The sequence below is a fragment of the Rhizobium sp. 16-488-2b genome (assembly GCF_017741815.1).
In the GTDB taxonomy this organism is placed as follows: domain Bacteria; phylum Pseudomonadota; class Alphaproteobacteria; order Rhizobiales; family Rhizobiaceae; genus Rhizobium.
The window spans coordinates 33,080-48,040 of the sequence record NZ_JAGHMF010000002.1 but is presented as its reverse complement, the minus strand read 5'-3'; the positions used below and the strand labels follow the sequence as shown (position 1 = coordinate 48,040).

17 protein-coding genes are annotated in these 14,961 nt (G+C 64.7%); 14 read left to right on the top strand and 3 right to left on the bottom strand.

All coding sequences use genetic code 11. The annotated features are described in order from the left end of the window. The first annotated feature begins 21 nt into the window (after window positions 1-21). The 4 genes from J5286_RS00715 to J5286_RS00700 all read left to right on the top strand — a co-directional run bounded on the left by J5286_RS00715 (window position 22) and on the right by J5286_RS00700 (window position 4,440). Complete coding sequence (locus tag J5286_RS00715) at window positions 22-1,053, top strand: glucokinase (RefSeq protein WP_113239447.1); 1,032 nt, start codon at window positions 22-24, stop codon at window positions 1,051-1,053. Between the two features lie 94 nt (window positions 1,054-1,147). Beyond that, window positions 1,148-2,935 (top strand): ABC transporter ATP-binding protein, encoded by a 1,788-nt coding sequence (locus J5286_RS00710; protein ID WP_018899219.1) that lies wholly within the window; start codon window positions 1,148-1,150, stop codon window positions 2,933-2,935. Window positions 2,936-2,958: 23 nt separating this feature from the next. Next, window positions 2,959-3,783 carry a 4-hydroxy-tetrahydrodipicolinate reductase gene (dapB, locus tag J5286_RS00705; RefSeq protein ID WP_209188749.1) on the top strand — a complete coding sequence of 275 codons (825 nt, stop codon included), beginning with the start codon at window positions 2,959-2,961 and terminating at the stop codon, window positions 3,781-3,783. Between the two features lie 21 nt (window positions 3,784-3,804). Next, window positions 3,805-4,440 carry a 2,3-bisphosphoglycerate-dependent phosphoglycerate mutase gene (locus tag J5286_RS00700; protein ID WP_018899221.1) on the top strand — a complete coding sequence of 212 codons (636 nt, stop codon included), beginning with the start codon at window positions 3,805-3,807 and terminating at the stop codon, window positions 4,438-4,440. A gap of 61 nt (window positions 4,441-4,501) precedes the next feature. On the opposite strand, the gene J5286_RS00695 is transcribed toward J5286_RS00700, so the two are convergent. Continuing rightward, window positions 4,502-4,915 (bottom strand): winged helix-turn-helix transcriptional regulator, encoded by a 414-nt coding sequence (locus J5286_RS00695; protein WP_209188750.1) that lies wholly within the window; start codon window positions 4,913-4,915, stop codon window positions 4,502-4,504. An 86-nt stretch (window positions 4,916-5,001) separates the two neighbouring features. On the opposite strand from J5286_RS00695, the gene J5286_RS00690 reads away from it, so the two are divergent. Further along, a complete protein-coding gene (locus tag J5286_RS00690; protein WP_209188751.1) occupies window positions 5,002-5,835 on the top strand; it encodes an oxidoreductase in 834 nt (277 codons plus the stop codon). 23 nt (window positions 5,836-5,858) lie between these two features. After that, complete coding sequence (locus J5286_RS00685) at window positions 5,859-6,095, top strand: hypothetical protein (RefSeq protein ID WP_209188752.1); 237 nt, start codon at window positions 5,859-5,861, stop codon at window positions 6,093-6,095. 105 nt (window positions 6,096-6,200) lie between these two features. Here the strand turns inward: J5286_RS00685 and phnF are convergent, their stop codons facing one another. After that, on the bottom strand, window positions 6,201-6,932 hold the full coding sequence (gene phnF / locus J5286_RS00680) for a phosphonate metabolism transcriptional regulator PhnF (protein WP_209215320.1): 732 nt from the start codon (window positions 6,930-6,932) through the stop codon (window positions 6,201-6,203). A 116-nt stretch (window positions 6,933-7,048) separates the two neighbouring features. Between phnF and phnG the strand changes: the two genes are divergently transcribed. The 7 genes from phnG (at window position 7,049) to J5286_RS00645 (ending at window position 12,552) form a co-directional block, all read left to right on the top strand. Further along, window positions 7,049-7,534: a phosphonate C-P lyase system protein PhnG gene (gene phnG, locus J5286_RS00675; protein ID WP_209188754.1), complete on the top strand. Its 486-nt coding sequence runs from the start codon at window positions 7,049-7,051 to the stop codon at window positions 7,532-7,534. Further along, a complete protein-coding gene (gene phnH / locus J5286_RS00670) occupies window positions 7,534-8,157 on the top strand; it encodes a phosphonate C-P lyase system protein PhnH (RefSeq protein ID WP_018899229.1) in 624 nt (207 codons plus the stop codon). Before phnG ends, phnH begins: the two co-directional genes overlap by 1 nt. A 3-nt stretch (window positions 8,158-8,160) precedes the next feature. Further along, the gene (locus J5286_RS00665; protein WP_047506739.1) at window positions 8,161-9,270 is read left to right on the top strand and encodes a carbon-phosphorus lyase complex subunit; all 1,110 of its coding nucleotides are present in this window, start codon (window positions 8,161-8,163) and stop codon (window positions 9,268-9,270) included. After that, window positions 9,267-10,148, top strand: coding sequence for an alpha-D-ribose 1-methylphosphonate 5-phosphate C-P-lyase PhnJ (locus J5286_RS00660; protein ID WP_018899231.1), 882 nt, complete (start codon window positions 9,267-9,269; stop codon window positions 10,146-10,148). Before J5286_RS00665 ends, J5286_RS00660 begins: the two co-directional genes overlap by 4 nt. A gap of 235 nt (window positions 10,149-10,383) precedes the next feature. Beyond that, on the top strand, window positions 10,384-11,160 hold the full coding sequence (phnK, locus tag J5286_RS00655; RefSeq protein ID WP_018899232.1) for a phosphonate C-P lyase system protein PhnK: 777 nt from the start codon (window positions 10,384-10,386) through the stop codon (window positions 11,158-11,160). Window positions 11,161-11,227: 67 nt separating this feature from the next. Further along, window positions 11,228-11,938 carry a phosphonate C-P lyase system protein PhnL gene (gene phnL, locus J5286_RS00650; protein ID WP_209188756.1) on the top strand — a complete coding sequence of 237 codons (711 nt, stop codon included), beginning with the start codon at window positions 11,228-11,230 and terminating at the stop codon, window positions 11,936-11,938. Next, entirely contained in the window at window positions 11,935-12,552 is a 618-nt protein-coding gene (locus tag J5286_RS00645; RefSeq protein WP_209188757.1) for a DapH/DapD/GlmU-related protein, read from the top strand. Before phnL ends, J5286_RS00645 begins: the two co-directional genes overlap by 4 nt. 62 nt (window positions 12,553-12,614) lie before the next feature. Here the strand turns inward: J5286_RS00645 and J5286_RS00640 are convergent, their stop codons facing one another. Continuing rightward, window positions 12,615-13,538: a DMT family transporter gene (locus tag J5286_RS00640; RefSeq protein ID WP_209188758.1), complete on the bottom strand. Its 924-nt coding sequence runs from the start codon at window positions 13,536-13,538 to the stop codon at window positions 12,615-12,617. Between the two features lie 259 nt (window positions 13,539-13,797). Between J5286_RS00640 and rsgA the strand changes: the two genes are divergently transcribed. After that, on the top strand, window positions 13,798-14,817 hold the full coding sequence (rsgA, locus tag J5286_RS00635; RefSeq protein ID WP_209188759.1) for a ribosome small subunit-dependent GTPase A: 1,020 nt from the start codon (window positions 13,798-13,800) through the stop codon (window positions 14,815-14,817). The last annotated feature ends 144 nt before the right edge of the window (window positions 14,818-14,961 follow it).

Below are 14,961 nucleotides of genomic sequence, written 5' to 3'. Positions count from 1 at the left end.
CGCGCAACAACGGAACCTGCCATGCACCAGCTCGATACCAGCGACGCCTCCATGCCCTTCCCGATCCTGATCGGCGATATCGGCGGAACCAATGCCCGTTTCGCCATCATCGAGACGGCCGACGCCGAACAGGTCAATTTCCCGAACGTGCGCACCGCCGATTTCAAGACCATCGACGACGCCATCCGCGCCACCATCCTGGAAAAGAGCGCGATCAAGCCGCGTTCCGCCATCCTCGCGGTCGCCGGCCCGATCAGTGACGACGAAATCCCGCTGACCAATTGCGATTGGGTCGTGCGCCCGAAGTCGATGATCGAGAATCTTGGGCTCGAGGATGTCCTGGTCGTGAATGACTTCGAAGCCCAGGCGCTCGCCATCTCCGATCTGGCGCCGGAACACCGTGAACGCCTCGGCAATGCCGACGCCCATGAGGACATGGTCGCCTCCCGCGTCGTGCTCGGACCGGGCACCGGCCTTGGCGTCGGCGGCCTCGTGCATGCGCGCGGCGTCTGGATCCCGGTTCCGGGCGAGGGCGGTCACGTCGATCTCGGGCCGCGCAGCAAGCGCGATCTCGAAATCTTCCCCTATGTCGAAACCATCGAGGGTCGCGTCTCCGCCGAGCAGATCCTCTCCGGTCGCGGCATCGTCAACCTCTACCGCGCCATCTGCACCGCCGATGGCATCGCGCCGAAGTACAGCGACCCGGCCGACATCACCTCGCACGCGCTGGCCGAAAGCGACCCCGTTGCCGTCGAGACCATCTCGCTGTTTTCGACCTATCTCGGCCGCGTTGCCGGCGACATGGCGATGATCTTCATGGCCCGCGGCGGCGTGTTCCTCTCCGGCGGCATCAGCCAGAAGATCCTGGCGGCTCTGCGCAAGCCCGAGTTTCGCGCCGGTTTCGAGGACAAGGCGCCGCACACGGCACTCCTCTCGACCATCCCGACCTATGTCGTCACCCATCCGCTGGCCGCACTCTCCGGCCTCTCGTCCTACGCCCGCCGGCCCGACACCTTCGGCGTGTCGACCGATGGCCGCCGCTGGGGTCGATAGCCAAGTCTAGCCAAACGGGCGCCAACTCTTTATAGAGCCGCTCGAGCGCGGGCCGCAGCAGCGGCTCGCATGGTCACGAGACAGGAAGTCTTTATTGCGTTCACCCGATCCCCAGCAGCGCCCCGTCGATAGCGGCACGGTCACCGCCGTCTTGAAGCGCATCATCGCTGAAAACGGCCGCGAGCACATCTGGGGCTACGTCGTCGCCATCAGCTGTCTTGTCCTCGTCGCGCTATCGACGGCCTTCACCGCCTGGATCATGCGCTCGATCATCGACGAGGCCTTCGCCAACCGGCGCGCCGATGTCGTCTGGGTCATCTGCCTCTCCATCTTCATCGCCTTCGTCATTCGCGGTTTCGCGAGCTACGGCCAGGCGGTGGCGCTGTCGAAGATCGGCAACAACATCGTCGCCCGCTACCAGAGCCGTCTCTACGTGCATCTGATGACGCTGTCGGTCGGCTATTTCAACGAGGCGCGTTCGGCCCGCATCGCCGCGCAGGTCAGCCAGAATGTCGGCGGCATCCGCGATGTCCTCAACCTGACGATCACCTCGACCGCCCGCGACCTCCTGACCTTCGTGTCGCTGCTCGGCGTCATGGTCTATCAGGACCCGCTGCTCAGCGTCGCCGTCCTCATTCTCGCGCCGCCGCTGCTTCTGGCGCTTCGTTATCTCTCCAAGCGCCTGCGCCAGGCCACCAAGGAAGCGATCGACCTCAACAGCCACGTGCTCGGCGCCATGCAGGAGACCATTCAGGGCATCTCCATCGTCAAGGCCTTCACGATGGAGCGGCAGCTCGAGCAGAAGATCAACAAGATCATCGTCGCCGCCGAAGAGCGCGGCAACAAGATCGCCAAGCTGTCCGAGCGCAACGCGCCGATGACCGAAAGCTTCGCCGGTTTCGCCGTCGCCAGCGTTCTCGCCTACGCCGCCTACCGCTCGATCTATCAGAACGTGCCGCCCGGCGCCTTCTTCTCCTTCGTCACCGCGCTGCTCTTGGCCTATGATCCGGCCCGCCGCCTTGCCAAGCTGCAGGTGCAGATGGAGCGTGCCGCCGTCAACGCGCGGATGATCTACGAGCTGCTCGACATGGAGCCGCGCCAGCGCGACCTGCCGGATGCCAAGCCGCTTGTCGTCACCGAAGCCCGCATCGAGCTTAAGGATGTCGCTTTCGCCTATGGCAACGACAACGTGCTCGATGGCGTCAATATGGTCGCCGAGGGCGGCAAGACCACCGCGCTCGTCGGCCCCTCCGGCGCCGGCAAGTCGACCATCATCAATCTCATCCCGCGCTTCTACGACCCAAAGGCCGGCGAGATCCTGATCGACGGCCAGGACATCGCCCATGTGACCAAGAAGTCGCTGCGCGAGCAGCTGGCCTATGTCTCGCAGCAGCCCTATCTCTTCGAAGGCTCGATCCGCGACAACATCCGCTACGGTCGTCCCGACGCCAGCGATGCCGAGGTCGAGGAAGCAGCGCGTCTGGCTTACGCCCACGACTTCATTCTCGCCCAGCCGGAAGGCTATGACACGCCGGTCGGCGAAAACGGCGTGACGCTCTCGGGCGGCCAGCGCCAGCGCCTGTCGATCGCCCGCGCTCTGGTGCGCAATGCCCCGATCCTGCTTCTCGACGAAGCCACCTCCGCGCTCGATACAGAATCGGAAGCTGCCGTGCAGAAGGCGCTCGACGAAGCCATGACCGGCCGCACCGTCGTTGTCATCGCCCACCGTCTTTCGACCGTGGTGCGCGCCGACAAGATCGTCGTCATGCAGCAGGGCCGCGTCGTCGAAGAGGGCAATCACGAGACGCTTGCGAAGCGCAGCGACGGTCTTTACGCTCGCCTCAACAACCTTCAGAGGCCCGCGGCCTCCGAGACTTTCTGATACGTGAATGATGGACGCCTGACATGAGCGATGCTGCGATGAAACTGGTGGTGGTTGGTGCAGCGGGCCGCATGGGACAGGCGCTCATCCGCATGGTGCACGAGATCGAAGGCGTCGTGCTGCATGCAGCTGTCGGCCGCCCCGGCTCGCCCTTCATCGGCAAGGATGCCGGCGAGATCGCGGGCCTCGGCCCCAACGGTATCTCGATCACCGACGATCCGCTGGCCGCCTTCTTGCACGCCGATGGCGTGCTCGATTTCACCACGCCGGCGACCACCAATGAATTCGCGGCGCTTGCCGCCCAGGCCCGCATCGTCCACATCATAGGCACGACAGGCTGCTCGGTCGAGGACGAACAGAAGATCTCAGCCGCCAGCCGCCACGCCCGCATTGTCAAGTCAGGCAATATGGGCCTCGGCGTCAATCTCTTGAGCGTGCTGGTCGAACAGGCGGCGCGCGCGCTCGATCCCGCCGATTGGGATATCGAGGTTCTCGAAATGCACCACAAGCGCAAGGTCGACGCCCCCTCGGGCACCGCGCTGCTGCTGGGTGAAGCCGCCGCCAAGGGCCGCGGCATCGATCTCGCAACGCATTCCGTCCGCGTCCGCGATGGCCACACCGGCGCGCGCGAAGCGGGCACGATCGGCTTCGCCACGCTTCGCGGCGGCTCCGTCATCGGCGAACATTCCGTCATCTTCGCCGGCGAAGGCGAGCGCGTCTCCATGGCCCACAGCGCCGGCGATCGCTCCATCTTCGCGCGCGGCGCCGTCAAGGCGGCCCTTTGGGCGTGCGACAAGAAGCCGGGTCTCTATTCCATGCTCGATGTTCTCGGGCTCTCCCAACACTGATCTCATCAGGAGGAATTTATAATGAGCGGTACCCTCGTCCTCGTTCGCCACGGCCAGAGCGACTGGAACCTGAAGAACCTTTTCACCGGCTGGAAGAACCCGGAGCTCACGGAGCTCGGCGTTCAGGAAGCCAACACCGGCGGCAAGGCGCTCGCCGAAACCGGCATCAAGTTCGACATCGCCTTCACCTCCGACCTGAAGCGCGCCCAGGACACGCTGAAGATCATCCTGGAAAACGTCGGCCAGACCGGCCTTGAGACGATCAAGGACCAGGCGTTGAACGAGCGCGACTACGGCGATCTCTCCGGCCTCAACAAGGACGACGCCCGCGCCAAGTGGGGCGAAGAGCAGGTCCACATCTGGCGCCGCTCCTACGACGTTCCCCCTCCGGGTGGCGAAAGCCTGCGCGACACCGGCGCCCGCGTCTGGCCCTATTATCTGACCGAGATCCTGCCCCGCGTCCTGCGCGGTGAAACCGTGCTCGTCGCCGCCCACGGCAACTCGCTGCGCTCGCTGGTCATGGTGCTCGACAAGCTCACCAAGGAACAGATCCTCGGCGTCAACCTCGCGACCGGCGTTCCCATGGTCTACAAGCTCAACGCCGACTCGACCGTCGCTTCCAAGGAAGTCCTCGGCGACATGTCCGGCGCCCACTAAACATCATCGCGCCGCGCGTCTCTCCGATGCGCGGCGCCTCTCCGGATAGACCGGAAGTTACCTAGTTTTGGGGTCCGTTTTCCGTCTGACCCTTCGGCTTCCGCGCCGCCTCGAAATCCGGCAGCCGGTTGGCGATCCATTGCCAGAGCCCCACCACCTCCACCAGAAGCTCCCCGCCCAGCGGCGTCAGCTCGTATTCCACGCGCGGAGGCACCTGCGGGTAGAGCGTGCGCGTCACCAGCCCGTCGGCCTCCAGCGTCCGCAATGTCTGCGTCAGCACCTTCTGGCTGATGCCTTCCACCCGTTCCAGAACCCGTGAAAAGCGCAGCGGCCCCTTCGCTTCCGCAAGGATATGCATGACGCGCAGCGGCCACTTGGCGCTGGCGCGCTCCAGCATCTCGCGGGCGAGCGCATCCTCGGCATCCGTCAGCGTCTCGCAGAAGTCGAATGTACCATCGTTCAGTTCAGTTACCATAAGGTATGTATAGATCCACCTGGTACCTTCTTTCAAGAAGATACCGTCAGGCCTATATGGTCTTTCGACGGATCAAGGAGATTTCGATGTCACAGGTTTGGTTGATTACAGGCAGTTCGCGCGGTCTCGGCAGGGCGCTTGCGGAAGCGGTTTTGGCTGAGGGGCACAATCTGGTCGCCACCGCGCGCAACCCCGCCCAGCTCGACGATATCAAGCAGCGCTACCCCTCGAGTGTCTTGACGATTTCGCTTGATGTGACCGACGAGCAATCGGCCGAGCAGGCGGTCAAGGCCGCGGTCGAGCGCTTCGGCCGGCTCGATGTCCTCGTCAACAATGCCGGCTATGGTGATGTCGGATCGATCGAGGATACCAGCCTCGCAGATTTCCGCGCCCAGATCGAAACCAATCTCTTCGGCACCATCATCGTCACCAAGGCGGCATTGCCTCTGATGCGCGAGCAGGGCGCCGGCCACATCATCCAGGTCTCCTCCGTCGGCGGTCGCATCGGTCCCGCCGGGCGCGCGCCCTATGCGGCGGCCAAATGGGGCGTCGAGGGCTTCTCGGAAGTCTTGAGCCGCGAAGTCGGCCCGCTCGGCGTCAAGGTCAGCATCGTCGAGCCCGGCGGCTTCCGCACCGATTTCGCCGGAACGTCCACGACGCTGCGCGAAGGCCGCCCCGAATATGACGAAACCGTCGGCAAGATGGCCCGCTACCAGCGCGATTATAACGGCAGGCAGCCCGGCGATCCGGCAAAAGCCGCCGCCGCCATCATCCACCTCGCCAGCCTCGCCAACCCGCCGCTGCGCCTGCCGCTCGGCAGCGACGCCATCCGCGCCATCGAGCAGAACGACGCGCAAAGAGCCACCGAACATGCCACCTGGCGCGACCTCAGCCTCTCCACCGACTTCGACGCCGGCTAAAGTTGACACCTGATGGAGGCCATATGCTTGTCCCCGCGCTTGTAACCAACGCGTGGGGCAGCGGATGGCTCTTCGATGACATGTGTGGAGAATGTCTCGTCGAGTCGCATCAATTTCCAACCTTGGCGTTCACCACTGTTGCTGCCGCCTCGAACCTGCCAAACACGCATGATGGCATTTCCGTCGTTGGTCATGCCCACAGTGTGGACCTCGACGATCCGGGTATAGCCGTCGTATCGAAGTTCGAGGCATTTGCCTAAGCGAAGAGCTTCACACGGCGTATGCTGCATCATTAAGCCTCCGACAAATCTGGCGTGTCCAATATGCCTGATTCGCACGCAGGTGTCCGACTGGTGAGCGTCCCCTCAATTCTCAATCGTGAACTGCACCCGGTCGGCGGCAAACCGCGTCACCGAATATTGCACCGGCACGCTGTCGAGATCGGTGTTCATCGCCTTGGTGATCAGCACGATCGCGCCGGGCGTCAGCTCCAGCGCCGAGAGGTCGGCGGCTTCGGCGTGGGCGGCGGTGATTTCGGTGGTGGCGCGGATATAGTCGGATAGGCCGAGTTCGGCGAATGCGCGGGTGATCGATTCCGTCGTCTCGTAGGCATCTCGCATGCCCGCGAAGCGCTCCGCCGGAAACCACGAGGTCGCGCTCGAGACCGCCCGCCCATCCGCCTTGCGCACCGTCTCCAGCCGGATCACTTTCGTACCCGGCTCAAGCTTCAGCCAGCGCGCCACCTCGTCGCTTGCCGCTTCCTCGCCATGGCCGAGCAGCAGCCCGCGCGTTTCGCGCGCCTGCTCGCCGATGCCGCTGTTGAAGCGCGTCCGCTTGCTGATCGGGAAGTTCAGCCGTTCCTTGCGCTCGATCAGCGTGCCGCGACCCTGCACGGCGCGCACGATCCCTTCCTGCGCCAGCGCCGCAAGCGCGCTGCGCACCGTGTGGCGGTTGACGCCGAACTGCGTGGCCAGCGTCATCTCCGGCGGCACCATGCCCGTTTCGTCATAGGCGCCGGCGCTGATCGCCTGGCGAATCCGGTCGGCGATCTGCCGCCACAGCGCCACGCCCGTCTGTCTCTGAACCTGCCCAGCCATTTTAGCCCTTTATCTTATGCGCCCCCGAAATGTCACACGCTTGTCACTTCGGCGATTTAGGTCTAGGTATAGCTTGTATGGTTGTCTATATCAATAGACATTTAAAGGATGTGGCGATGACCTTAGCGGAAAAGAAGGTAGGCAAGACCGAGCTGAGTGAGGGCGACCGGGCGCGCAAGCGCACCGTCGATCTGCTGGCCCGCGCCGAGCGGCAGGAGCTAGAAGCGGCCTGGCAGGCATTGGCGGAAAAGCCGGTGGCGCAAGCCGTGCGCGGCCCCGAAACCGGCCTCGTCATGGTGCGCGGCCGCATGGGCGGCGGCGGTGCCGCCTTCAATCTCGGCGAGGTCACCGTCACCCGCGCCACCATCCGCCTCGCTTCGGGCACCATCGGCCATGCCCAGGCGCTCGGCACCGATCGCGAAAAGGCTCGCCTCTCGGCGATCTTCGATGCGCTCTGGCAGGAGCCGGCCACTCGCGACACCATCGAAACCACCCTGCTTGCGCCGATCGCCGCCCGCGTCGCCGATGCCGATAACAAGAAGGCCGACGAGACCGCGGCCACCCGCGTCGATTTCTTCACCATGGTTCGCGGAGACGACTGATGCCCCTCAAGACCGAAACGCACAATGCCGATGCCCTGTCGGGCGGCTTCGCCGAGCCGGTGTTCCACGCCCAAAGCGTCTTCAAGCTGATGATGGATGCCATGGCTCGCCCCGGCACTATCCAGACCGTGTCGCCCGATGCCGAGCCGCCGGCGCCGCTCGGCATCGCCGCCGGCGCCATCGCGCTGACGCTGTGCGATCACGACACCCCCGTCTGGCTCTCGCCTGCCCTGGCCAAGTCCGCCACGCCGCAATGGCTCGGCTTCCACACCGGTGCGCCGGTGACGCCGGAAAAGGCCGAAGCCCGCTTCGCCTTTGTCGATGAGGGCGCCACGCTCTCCTCCTTCGGCCTGTTTGCCTCCGGCACCCAGGAATATCCGGATCGTTCCACCACGCTCGTCATCGAGTTGCCCGATCTCGAAGGCGGTCGCCGCCTCGCGCTGATGGGTCCCGGCATCAAGACCGTCACCGACGTCGCGCCGCTTGGGCTCCCCGAGCGCTTCCTGCATCTGTGGACGGAAAATCGCGCGCTCTTCCCGCGCGGCGTCGACATCGTGCTGACCTCGGGCAGCCGCTTCCTCTGCCTGCCGCGCACCACCAAGATCACCGCAACGGAGATGTGACCCATGTATGTTGCCGTCAAAGGTGGCGAGGCCGCCATTTCGAATGCCCACCGCCTGCTCGCCGATCGCCGTCGCGGTGATCGTGCGCTCCCCGCCATCGGCATCGAGCAGATCGTCGCGCAGTTGACGCTTGCCGTCGACCGCGTCATGGCCGAAGCCTCGCTCTACGACCGCACGCTGGCGGCACTCGCCGTGCGCCAGTCGCGCGGCGACATGATTGAGGCGATCTTCCTGCTGCGTGCGTACCGCACGACATTGCCGCGCTTCGGCTACTCGCAGCCGATCGACACGGCGCAAATGAAGATCGAGCGCCGCGTCTCCGCCACCTATAAGGACCTGCCCGGCGGCCAGCTGCTCGGCCCGACCTTCGACTATACCCACCGCCTGCTCGATCCCTCGCTGCTTGAAGATGGTGCCGTCGAGGAGCCGGTGCTGCGCGAGGCCGAAACCGGCCGCGTCATGCGCGTCTCCGAAATCCTCGCCCATGAAGGCCTGATCGAGGGCGATGGCGAGATGCCCGAGGATCACGAGATCGGCGATCTCACCCGCGAGCCGATGGAATTCCCGATGAGCCGCGACCTGCGCCTGCAGGCGCTCGCTCGTGGCGACGAGGGCTTCCTTCTGGCGCTCGGCTATTCCACCCAGCGCGGCTATGGCCGCAACCACCCCTTCACCGGTGAAATCCGCATCGGCGAGGTCGAGGTGGAGTTCGATGTGCCCGAGCTCGGCTTCGCCGTCTCGCTCGGTTCCATCCAGGTCACGGAGTGCCAGATGGTCAACCAGTTCAAGGGCTCCTCCAAGGCGCCGCCGCAGTTCACCCGTGGTTACGGTCTGGTCTTCGGCCAGAGCGAGCGCAAGGCCATGTCCATGTCGCTGGTCGATCGTGCCTTGCGGGCAGGCGAGCTCGGCGAGGATGTCACCGCGCCCGCGCAGGACGAGGAATTCGTCATCTCGCATGCCGATAACGTCCAGTCGACCGGCTTCGTCGAGCATTTGAAGCTGCCGCACTACGTCGATTTCCAGGCCGAGCTCGATCTCGTCCGCCGCATGCGCAACGACTTCGACGCCGCCCGCAACGGTGGCGATGACGATCTCAAGGAGGCAGCCGAATGAGCGATCTCGCCACGTATAACTTCGCCTATCTCGACGAACAGACCAAGCGGATGATCCGCCGCGCCATCCTGAAGGCGATCGCCATCCCCGGCTATCAGGTGCCCTTCGCCTCGCGCGAAATGCCGATGCCCTATGGCTGGGGCACCGGCGGCGTGCAGGTCACGGCCTCGATCATCGGCCCCGATGACGTGCTGAAGGTCATCGACCAGGGCGCCGACGACACCACCAACGCCGTCTCCATCCGCGCCTTCTTCCAGAAGGTCGCCAATGTCGCGGTCACCACGCACACGAAGGATGCCACCATCATCCAGACCCGCCACCGCATCCCGGAAGAAAAGCTCGGGGCCGGCCAGGTGCTGGTCTATCAGGTGCCGATCCCCGAGCCGCTGCGCTTCCTCGAACCGCGCGAGACCGAGACCCGCAAGATGCACGCGCTTGAGGAATACGGCCTCATGCACGTCAAGCTCTACGAGGACATCGCCCATAACGGCCGCATCTCCAAGACCTACGCCTACCCGGTCAAGGTCGCCGGCCGCTACGTCATGGACCCGTCACCGACGCCGAAATTCGACAATCCGAAAATGCACATGTCGGATGCGCTTCAGCTTTTCGGCGCCGGCCGCGAAAAACGCATCTATGCGGTCCCGCCCTACACCGAAGTCGTCAGCCTCGATTTCGAGGACCACCCCTTCGAAATCCAGCGCTTCGGCAAGCCCTGCGCGCTCTGCGGCGCGGAAGACGTCTATCTCGACGAGGTGATCCTGGACGACAAGGGCGGCCGCATGTTCGTCTGCTCGGACACCGATCACTGCGAGGACCGCCGCGAGCATGGCCATGTCGGCGAGATGCTGGCGCAGGGTCGGGAGGCGGCCGAATGAGGGAGTTTTCAAGCTGGCGTTCTGCCGGGGATACCCCCCTCTGCCCTGCCGGGCATCTCCCCCACAAGGGGGGAGATTGGCTGGGCGCAACCGCTCGTTCCACATTCATTGGCTGGCGTAAACATCGCAACGAGTCGATCTCCCCCCTTGTGGGGGAGATGTCCGGCAGGACAGAGGGGGGTAACCCACCCGCCACATTCCATGTCCTCACACACACATCCGCGGAGGCATAGCCATGACCGACACCCCCCTTCTCAAAGTCAACGACGTCTCGAAATTCTACGGCAACCGCATCGGCTGCAAGAACGTCTCCTTCGAGCTCTGGCCCGGCGAGGTCTTGGCGATCGTCGGAGAATCCGGCTCCGGCAAGACCACGTTGCTCAACTGCATCTCCACCCGCCTGATGCCGACCACGGGAAGCGTCGAGTATCACATGCGCGACGGTCAATACCGCGATCTCTACCACATGAGCGAGGCCGAGCGCCGTTTCCTGATGCGCACCGACTGGGGCTTCGTGCATCAGAATCCGGCTGACGGTCTGCGCATGACGGTGTCGGCCGGCGCCAATGTCGGCGAGCGGTTGATGGCGATCGGCGATCGGCACTATGGCAATATCCGCGCCACTGCGGTCGATTGGCTGAGCCGTGTCGAGATCGACGAGAGCCGCATCGACGACCAGCCGCGCGCCTTCTCCGGCGGCATGCGCCAGCGCCTGCAGATCGCCCGCAACCTCGTCACCGGCCCGCGCCTCGTCTTCATGGACGAACCAACAGGCGGTCTCGACGTCTCCGTTCAGGCCCGGCTGCTCGATCTCGTTCGCGGCCTCGTCAACGATCTCGGCCTTGCGGCCATCATCGTCACCCACGATCTCGCCGTCGCCCGCCTGCTGTCGCACCGGATGATGGTGATGAAGGACGGCCACGTTATCGAGCATGGCCTGACCGATCGGGTGCTCGACGATCCCCGCGAGCCCTACACCCAGCTCCTCGTCTCCTCGATCCTGCAGGTATAGTTGAGAGCGCGATCCGTAAGCCGGCTAATGGTTTCGGATTGTCGCCAGAAAACCAGGGAAGTCAATCATGGCAACGCCACTCGTTGTTTCGGAAGTCTCCAAGAGCTTCACCATGCATCTGCGCGACGGCATCAAGCTGCCCGTCGTCTCGGATGTCTCCTTCTCCGTCGCCTCGGGCGAATGCGTCGTGCTCGGCGGGCCCTCGGGCATCGGCAAGAGCTCGCTGTTGAAGATGATCTACGGCAATTACGCGGTCGATAGCGGTCAGATCCTGGTGAAGCATCAGGATCGCCTCGTCGATCTCGCCACCACCGATCCGCGCACCATCATCGAGGTGCGCCGCCACACACTCGGTTACGTCAGCCAGTTCCTGCGCACCGTGCCGCGCGTCGCGGCCATCGATGTCGTGGCCGAGCCGCTGGTCGCCCGTGGCACGAAGGCGGATGTCGCGCGCGAAAAGGCGGCCGAACTGCTCGCCAAGCTCAACCTGCCGGAAGCGCTCTGGCAGTTGCCCCCCGCCACCTTCTCCGGCGGCGAGCAGCAACGCGTCAACATCGCCCGCGGCTTCATCACCGATCACACCATCCTCCTGCTCGATGAGCCGACCGCCTCGCTCGACGCAAAGAACCGCGCCGTCGTCGTCGAGATGATCGCCGAGAAGAAGGCCAAGGGCGTCGGCCTGCTCGGCATCTTCCACGACGAGGAAGTGCGCGAGGCCGTCGCCGACCGCATTCTCGACGTGCAGAAATTCTCGCCACGGAGGCCGATCGCAGCATGAGCCGCAAGATTGGCCTTGAGCCCTATATCCACGAGACCGCCTCGGTGAACAATTCGACGCTCGGCCGCTACACCGAGCTGTCGGAGCGCTGCCGCATCGATGAGGTCGAGCTCGGCGATTACTCCTACGTCATGCAGGACGGCGCCATCTGGTGCGCGACAATTGGCAAGTTCGTCAACATCGCCGCTTCGGTGCGCATCAACGCCACCAACCATCCGACTTGGCGCGCCACGCTGCACCACTTCACTTACCGCGCCGCCGATTACTGGCCGGATGCGGATATGGAGACCGAGTTCTTCGAATGGCGCCGCTCCAACCGCGTCACGATCGGCCATGACGTCTGGATCGGCCACGGCGCCACGCTGTTGCCCGGCGTCAGCGTCGGCAACGGCGCCGTCATCGGCGCCGGCGCGGTCGTCTCCAAGGATGTCGCCCCCTACACCATCGTCGGTGGCGTGCCGGCCAAGCTAATCCGCGAACGTTTTCCGAAAGAGATCGGCGAGCGCATGGACAAGCTCGCCTGGTGGGATTGGGAGCACGACCGGCTGCGCGTGGCACTCGCCGATTTCCGCGCGCTCAACGCCGAGGATTTCCTGGCGCGATACGAGGCCTGAGCCGCGTATCCGTCCGAATCGAACCTTTCCGGCGCGGATGGATCGCCATTCGCGCCGGCGCCTTAGCTCAGGCTGATCAGCGCCGTGCCCGCGATGGCAAGTGCTGCCCCGCCCCAGGCATGCGCACGCGGCATCTGCCCGCTGCGCAGCCACACCATCGGCAGGATGACGACAGGCGTCATCGAAGACAGCGTCGAAACGATCCCGACATTGCCGGTCTTCAGAGCCGCCATCAACAGCGACATCCCGAGCGCCGTGCCGAAGAAGGCGGCGGTGGCCGCAAGGCCGAAATCCCGCGCCCGAAAGCCGTTCGCCTGCGCCCGCACCCGGGGCAGCGCCAGAAGCGCCCAGAAGCAGATCACCGCCAGCCCGGAGCGCACCGCCATCGCCGTGAACGGCTCGACACCAGCGGCCATCGCCGGCCGCGCCGTCAGGCTCCCCAGCGCCTGCCCGAGAGCGGTCACAACCCCAAGCGTTATCCCGAGCATGGAGACGGGCGGCGTAGACGGCGCCGACTCCGCTATCGGCTCGCCATCGGCAAGCGGGATCATCGGCGCTGGCCGACGCCGACGAAAGCCGATAGCAATCACGATGCCGCATAAAATGAGCACGACCCCGAACCCCTGGCGCAGATCGATCGTCTCGCCCAGCGCGACATAGCCGAGCACCAGCGCGAAAGGCGAAGCCAGCGAAAACAGAAGCGCCGTCACGCGCGGTCCGGCCGTATAGATCGCGGCGAAATAGGTGGTGCTGGCAATCACGATTCCGAACACGCTGGAGGCGAGAAGCGATCCAAGCTGCCAAGCCCCAAGCGTCGCCCATCTGCCGGCAACCGTCGCCGCCAGCGCCGTCATCACGAAGGCCGCGGTCAGCTGCCAGCGCGCCAGCTGCATCAAAGGCACCCGCCCGTTGAGCTCGTTGATGAACATCGAGCTGAGCGCGATACAGGTGGCCGAACCGATGGCGAAGGCTTCCGAGACGAACATGGAGATTTCCTTGAGGGGCAACGCAGCTTTCAGGAAAGTCTCGCGGGAAATCAAGATGCTATGAGGCGCGAACGGCACCAATCTCTGCCGGTGACTTGTCGCTCCGATAACAACAGGGATCGGCTGTCGTTTCCCGCCCGGATGTATCGCTATCGCAAACCCCATATCTTCCCGCCGAAGCTTCCGCTAATGTCCGCGTCACCACACGTCCCTTCACGGAGCCAACCTTGACCCATACGCCGCAGTCCCCGGTGAACCTTTGACGACCGATCACGAAGCGACATTCCTGGCCTCGCTCGGCTGGTCAGACTTCTTTTCCGATCAGCTGACGGATGACGATCATGGTCTCATCCCGCGTCGCATCGCCGAAGTGCATCGCAGCCGCCTGAGCGTCACATCGCTGGATGGACTGATCCGGCTCAAGATCTCGCATCAGCTGAACACGTCCGAATTCGCCGTCGGCGATTGGGTGATGGTGGATCCCGAGGATGACACGCTGGTGCGCCGGCTGGAGCGCCGCACGCTGCTGCGGCGCCGCGTCGAGGGGCGCCAGGGCCAGCAGCTTGGCGCCGCCAATGTCGACACGCTTCTGATCGTCACTTCCTGCAACGCCGATTTCAACGTCGCCCGCCTAGAGCGCTACATGGCGCTCGCCAACCAGGCGGAGACGACGCCCGTCATCGTGCTGACCAAGGCCGATCTCGCCCCTGATGTCGCGGAATACGAAGCGCAGGCGAAAGCCCTGCAGCGCGATCTCGCGGTGGTCGTGCTCAACGCCAAGAGCGGCGATGCCGCTGCAGCGCTTGGTCCATGGAGCGGCTTCGGCCAGACGCTGGCGCTGATCGGCTCGTCCGGCGTCGGCAAGTCGACGCTGGTCAATGCGCTGGCGGGCCTGAGCGGCGAGGGCTCGCAGGCAACCGGCGGCATCCGCGAACGCGACGCCAAGGGCCGCCACACCACGACCGCCCGCTCGCTGCACGCCATGGAAGGCGGCGGCTGGGTCATCGACACGCCGGGCATGCGCACGCTCCACGTCAGCGATGTGCAGGAAGGGATCGAGCAGGTCTTCTCCGAGATCACCGAGCTTGCCGAACACTGCCGCTTTCGCGATTGCACCCACGACCACGAACCCGGCTGCGCCGTCCAGGCCGCCGTCAAATCAGGCACGCTGGCGCCGGAGCGGCTGGCCCGCTGGCGGGTGCTGCGCGAGGAAAACGACAAGAACACCCCGAAGATGACCGGGCCGAAGGGCAACAAGGTGCTGCAGAAGCGGCGGTGAGGGATGAAGTTGACTAACGGCTGCGCTGTAGCATTATTTCAGCATATCCGTACGCCCGTAGGCGGGCAGGTATTTGAGACCCCCAAGGCCATGTGCCGAGGGGGTCTTTGTTTTTGCGCTGACTGATGGAGGCCATAGTCGCGT

What these genes read in the sequence shown, in the direction of transcription:
- phnG (WP_209188754.1), top strand. Translation starts at nt 7,049, where the DNA reads ATGACCTTAGCGGAAAAGAAGGTAGGCAAGACCGAGCTGAGTGAGGGC.
- phnH (WP_018899229.1), top strand. Translation starts at nt 7,534, where the DNA reads ATGCCCCTCAAGACCGAAACGCACAATGCCGATGCCCTGTCGGGCGGC.
- J5286_RS00640 (WP_209188758.1), bottom strand. Translation starts at nt 13,538, where the DNA reads ATGTTCGTCTCGGAAGCCTTCGCCATCGGTTCGGCCACCTGTATCGCG.
- J5286_RS00665 (WP_047506739.1), top strand. Translation starts at nt 8,161, where the DNA reads ATGTATGTTGCCGTCAAAGGTGGCGAGGCCGCCATTTCGAATGCCCAC.
- J5286_RS00690 (WP_209188751.1), top strand. Translation starts at nt 5,002, where the DNA reads ATGTCACAGGTTTGGTTGATTACAGGCAGTTCGCGCGGTCTCGGCAGG.
- J5286_RS00645 (WP_209188757.1), top strand. Translation starts at nt 11,935, where the DNA reads ATGAGCCGCAAGATTGGCCTTGAGCCCTATATCCACGAGACCGCCTCG.
- phnK (WP_018899232.1), top strand. Translation starts at nt 10,384, where the DNA reads ATGACCGACACCCCCCTTCTCAAAGTCAACGACGTCTCGAAATTCTAC.
- phnF (WP_209215320.1), bottom strand. Translation starts at nt 6,932, where the DNA reads ATGGCTGGGCAGGTTCAGAGACAGACGGGCGTGGCGCTGTGGCGGCAG.
- J5286_RS00695 (WP_209188750.1), bottom strand. Translation starts at nt 4,915, where the DNA reads ATGGTAACTGAACTGAACGATGGTACATTCGACTTCTGCGAGACGCTG.
- J5286_RS00700 (WP_018899221.1), top strand. Translation starts at nt 3,805, where the DNA reads ATGAGCGGTACCCTCGTCCTCGTTCGCCACGGCCAGAGCGACTGGAAC.
- J5286_RS00715 (WP_113239447.1), top strand. Translation starts at nt 22, where the DNA reads ATGCACCAGCTCGATACCAGCGACGCCTCCATGCCCTTCCCGATCCTG.
- J5286_RS00660 (WP_018899231.1), top strand. Translation starts at nt 9,267, where the DNA reads ATGAGCGATCTCGCCACGTATAACTTCGCCTATCTCGACGAACAGACC.
- J5286_RS00685 (WP_209188752.1), top strand. Translation starts at nt 5,859, where the DNA reads ATGCTTGTCCCCGCGCTTGTAACCAACGCGTGGGGCAGCGGATGGCTC.
- dapB (WP_209188749.1), top strand. Translation starts at nt 2,959, where the DNA reads ATGAGCGATGCTGCGATGAAACTGGTGGTGGTTGGTGCAGCGGGCCGC.
- phnL (WP_209188756.1), top strand. Translation starts at nt 11,228, where the DNA reads ATGGCAACGCCACTCGTTGTTTCGGAAGTCTCCAAGAGCTTCACCATG.